Genomic DNA, 3,346 nt, shown 5'->3' with positions numbered 1-3,346 from the left:
GGTAAGTACCGCCTCACAAAGTGAACGAAGCCCCCGTGCACCAAGTTTATACTCTATAGCTTTCTCTACAATGTAATCCAGAGCATCTTCGGTCATATCGAATTCAATTTCGTCCATCTCAAAGAGTTTCTGATATTGCTTAACAATGGCATTTTTAGGCTCAGTGAGAATAGATCTTAGCGTTTTCTTATCCAGCGGATTCATATAGGTTAAGGCCGGTAACCTCCCGATAATTTCAGGGATAAGGCCGAAATCTTTCAAATCCTTAGGAATGATATATTTCAATAAGTTGGTACGTTCTATCTGATCGTCACCTTTTGAAGCACTAAAACCAACAGCCTGCATATTCAATCGCTTGCTGATGTTTCTTTCGATTCCATCAAAAGCTCCTCCGGCAATAAACAGGATGTTTTCGGTATCTACTTCAACGAATTTCTGGTCGGGGTGCTTACGACCTCCTTTTGGCGGAACATTTACCGTAGTCCCTTCCAGTAATTTAAGCAAGGCCTGTTGAACACCTTCTCCTGACACATCCCGGGTAATTGAGGGATTATCGCTTTTTCTTGCAATCTTATCTATTTCATCAATAAATACAATTCCGCGTTGGGCTTTCTCTACATTATAGTCGGCAGCCTGAAGCAATCTGGTAAGGATACCTTCAACATCTTCCCCCACATAACCGGCTTCGGTAAGTACAGTGGCATCAACGATAGCCAAAGGCACATTAAGCATTTTCGCTATGGTTTTAGCAATAAGGGTCTTCCCGGTTCCGGTTTCCCCAACCATAATAATATTACTCTTCTGAATCTCTACATCGTCATCAGATTTGGGCTGCAACAGACGTTTATAGTGGTTATAAACCGCTACCGACATAACTTTTTTGGTAGCTTCCTGCCCAATCACATATTCATCCAGAAAAGATTTGATCTTTTTTGGTTTGCTGAGCATTAAATCTGAAGAAAGCTCCCGAGCCTCCCCCTGTTTTAATTCTTCCAGAACGATACCATGCGCCTGTTCTATACACCGGTCACAAATATGAGCATCCAATCCTGCGATGAGCAAATTAGTTTCAGGTTTTTTTCTTCCACAAAAGGAACATTCTAATTCTTCTTTCGCCATTTCGTTTAATTTAGCACAAACTCAGGTTTGCTTAAATTATTTTCCTTCTCTCGTTAATATCTCGTCTATCATACCATATTCCAAAGCTTTTTCAGCTTTCATCCAGTAATCACGATCACTATCTTCTTCGATCTTTTCGTAGGTCTGCCCAGAGTGTTTCGCAATAATCTGGTATAACTCCTTTTTAAGGGTTAAGATCTCTCTTGCGGTAATCTCGATATCACTGGCCTGGCCCTGGGCGCCCCCAAGAGGCTGATGAATCATTACTCTTGAATGCGGCAAACCGCTTCGTTTTCCATTTTCTCCGGCACATAACAACACCGCTCCCATTGAAGCCGCCATTCCGGTGCAAATTGTTGCAACATCGGGCTTGATAAATTGCATGGTGTCGTAAATTCCTAGTCCGGCATATACACTTCCCCCAGGGGAATTGATATATATCTGAATATCCTTGGAAGCATCTGTACTTTCCAAAAACAACATCTGTGCCTGTACAATATTAGCCACCTGGTCGCTTATCCCGGTCCCCAAAAATATAATGCGATCCATCATAAGGCGGGAAAAAACGTCCATAGCAACAGCATTCATTTGGCGTTCTTCAATAATATTTGGGGTCATCCCCAAAGGATTCATGCTGCTAACGATCTTCCCGTAATAATTACTGTTTATGCCGTGGTGTTTCGTGGCGTATTTTTCAAATTCTTTTCCGTAGTCCATTAAAATACTTTTTTCTCGTGTTAAAAGAAGGGTCTTCTAAACCCAAAAAGGCGTTATTCCAAACGGTTTAACGCCTTAAAGATAGGTATAAAATTCTGAAATTTCTTATTGATAAATCTCTTTCACGAATTCATCATAAGTCACTTCTTTTTCTTCAAATTTCATATTCTCCTTGTAAAAATCAAGAAGTTTCTCATTCATCAGTTGCTCAGACAAACGCTTAACTTCATCCTGATTTGAAAGAATTCTTGAAGCGATATCATCAAGTTCTTTTTCTGAAGGATTCATCTGGCCAAATTGAGCCATTTGCTCCTTGATCTTTTCGTGAGAAAAGGCCTTCAGATCTTCAAAGTTAACCTCAAGCTTATTATCATTTATGATTTTCCCCTCAATTAACTGGTAACGTAAACCTTTTTCACTTTTTTCGTATTCTTCTACGGCTTCCTCTTCTGTAAGTGGCTTTTCACCTACTGTACGGATCCATTTTTGAAGAAATTCCTTCGGTAGTTCAAATTGAGTGTTTTCGATCAAAGTTTCGGTCACATCATTCATCAATTGCTGATCACTTTGCTGCTTAAATTGTTTAGCGGCATCTTCTTTGATCTTGTCTTTAAGTTCGGTGACTGACTTCACCTGATCTTTTCCGAAGAGTTTATCAAAAAGTTCCTGGTCAAGATCGGCCAGTTCTCTTTTGTTTACCTCAGTAACAGTGAATTCAACTTCAATATCAAGATCGTGAACTTTATCATGTTCGATTCCAAGAAGGTCTACTAACTGATGATCATCCTTGAAAAGATTCTTGGTCTTTAACTTTATGGTATCACCAACCTTTGAGCCCATAAATTTATCAAGATTCCTCTTCCCATTGATTTTTTCCAGTTCTACCGAAGCTTCCTTATCGATTTCTTCTTCTTCATTTTTAAAAGTTCCGGCAACGATATCCTTCTCATCATCCACTACATCTTTTGAAATCAATTTTCCATATTGCTTTTGCATGGATTCGAGCTGGGTGTTAACCATCTTTTCATCAGCAACAATATTATATTTGGTAACCGGCTTCTCAAGATCAAGATTCACCTCAAATTCCGGGGCAAGACCAAGTTCAAATTCAAAGCTGTATTCCTCTTTATTCCAATCGAAGTCTTCCTGTTCTCTTGGGATAGGATTTCCTAAAACATCAAGTTTTTCTTCGGTAAGGTATTTATTTAGGGAGTCCTGGAGAAGTTTATTAACCTCATCTACCAAAACTGCCTGGCCGTATTGTTTCTTCACCATTCCCATTGGCACGTGGCCTTTTCTAAATCCGGGTATGTTGGCGTTTTTACGGTAATCTTTTAATATCTTCTCTACCTTTGGGGCATAGTCTTCTTTTGCGATATCAACTTTTACTACCGCATTAAGCTCATCAATATTCTCTCTGGTAATATTCATCTTGACTTGTTATAAAAATTGGAGTGCAAAATTACACTTTTTTCCCAAGCCCGCAAAGTTTCAATTTATTGAATTTCAG

The 3,346-nt window shown here is 39.3% G+C and carries 3 protein-coding genes; all 3 read right to left on the bottom strand.

What is annotated here, in order from left to right:
• Positions 1-1,119, bottom strand: a 1,119-nt coding sequence (gene clpX, locus VIM94_RS08460; protein ID WP_332038862.1) for an ATP-dependent Clp protease ATP-binding subunit ClpX, incomplete at its 3' end; no start/stop codon positions are given.
• Between the two features lie 36 nt (positions 1,120-1,155).
• On the bottom strand, positions 1,156-1,836 hold the full coding sequence (gene clpP / locus VIM94_RS08455; RefSeq protein WP_332038861.1) for an ATP-dependent Clp endopeptidase proteolytic subunit ClpP: 681 nt from the start codon (positions 1,834-1,836) through the stop codon (positions 1,156-1,158).
• A 105-nt stretch (positions 1,837-1,941) separates the two neighbouring features.
• Positions 1,942-3,267, bottom strand: a complete 1,326-nt coding sequence (tig, locus tag VIM94_RS08450) for a trigger factor (RefSeq protein ID WP_332038860.1) — start codon at positions 3,265-3,267, stop codon at positions 1,942-1,944.
• Between the last annotated feature and the right edge of the window lie 79 nt (positions 3,268-3,346).

The sequence above is a fragment of the Salegentibacter sp. genome, assembly GCF_036568425.1.
GTDB lineage: Bacteria > Bacteroidota > Bacteroidia > Flavobacteriales > Flavobacteriaceae > Salegentibacter.
The sequence above is the reverse complement of the archived record's forward strand: the minus strand, read 5'-3'. Positions and strand labels throughout refer to the sequence as shown.